The following is a 1,288-nucleotide window of genomic DNA, read 5'->3' on the forward strand; positions in this document are numbered from 1 at the left end:
CAGGGCACCGATCTGGGCGGAGGTGAGCGCACCGATCTGGGCGGTGGTCAGGCCGCCGATCTGATCAGTGGACAGCGCCTTGATCTGGGCGGTACCGAGCGCGCCGGCCTGGGCCGTCGTCAGACCGCCGAGCTGGGTGGAGGTCAGCACGGCGAAGTTGGCCGTGGAAAGACCGGCCAGAGCCTTGGCGCTGAGGACCGAGATCTCGGTCGACGAGATCGTCGCCATGTCTTCGGTGGCAAAGCCTGCCAGGGCCGCAGACGACAGGGCCGAAAGCTGCGCGGTGCTGAAGGCACCGAGCTGGGTGGAGGACAGGGCACCGATCTGGGCAGACGACAGGGCCGCGACGGCGGACGTGCTCAGCACGGCAACCTGGTCGGTGGAGAGCGAGGCCACGCCATCCGTGGTCAGCGCGCTTGCCTGGGCGGAGGTGAGGACCGCCACCTGGGTGGTCGACAGGCCGTCGATCTGGGCCGTGCTCAGGGTGCGAACCTGGGCTGCGGTCAGGGCTGCGGTCTGTGCGGTCGTCAGGGCGCCGAGCTGGGTGGAGGAGAGGACGGCGAAGTTGGCCGTGGACAGGCTGGCGAGCGTCTTGGCGTTGAGCGCGGAGATCTCGGTGGAGGAGATCGTTGCGATGTCACCCGTTTCGAGACCGGCAACCGCGGTGGAGGACAGGGCCGAAAGCTGCGCGGTGCTGAAGGCATCGAGCTGGGCGGAGGACAGGGCATTGACCTGGGCAGACGACAGGGCGCCGACGCTTGCAGCGTTGAGGGCGGCGATCTTGTCGGTGGACAGGGCTGCGATGACGCTGGAGGACAGGCCGACGATGGCCTTGGAGCTGAGCGCTGCAATCTCGTCCGTGGAGAAGGCTGCCAGATCGTCGGAGGACATGGCGGCCAGCTCTTCCGAGCCGAGGTTTGCAATCTGGGTCGCATTGAGCGCGCCGATCTGGGTCGAGCTCATGGCGCCGACCTGGGCGCTCGAAAGGGCCGTGATCGTCTTGGCGCTGAGGGCTGCGACCTGATCGGTCGAGAGCGAGGCGACACCGTCGGTGCTGAGCGCGCCGATCTGGCTCGATGTCAGAACGGAGATCTGTGCCGTGGTCAGGCCGTCGATCTGGGCGGTCGAGAGAGCCTTGATCTGGGCGGTCGACAGGGCTGCGGTCTGTGCAGTCGTCAGGCCACCGAGCTGGGTGGACGTGAGGGCGGCAAAGGTTGCGGTGGAAAGGCCGGCCAGCGTCTTGGCGTTGATGGCGGAGATCTCGGCGGACGAGATGGTGGCGACGTCG

The 1,288-nt window shown here is 67.7% G+C and carries 1 pseudogene; it reads right to left on the minus strand.

The annotated features are described in order from the left end of the window. Positions 1-1,288, minus strand: a pseudogene (locus ASG03_RS21665) (beta strand repeat-containing protein); the annotation flags it as partial.

This window comes from Rhizobium sp. Leaf341, from assembly GCF_001424325.1.
Lineage (GTDB): Bacteria > Pseudomonadota > Alphaproteobacteria > Rhizobiales > Rhizobiaceae > Ferranicluibacter.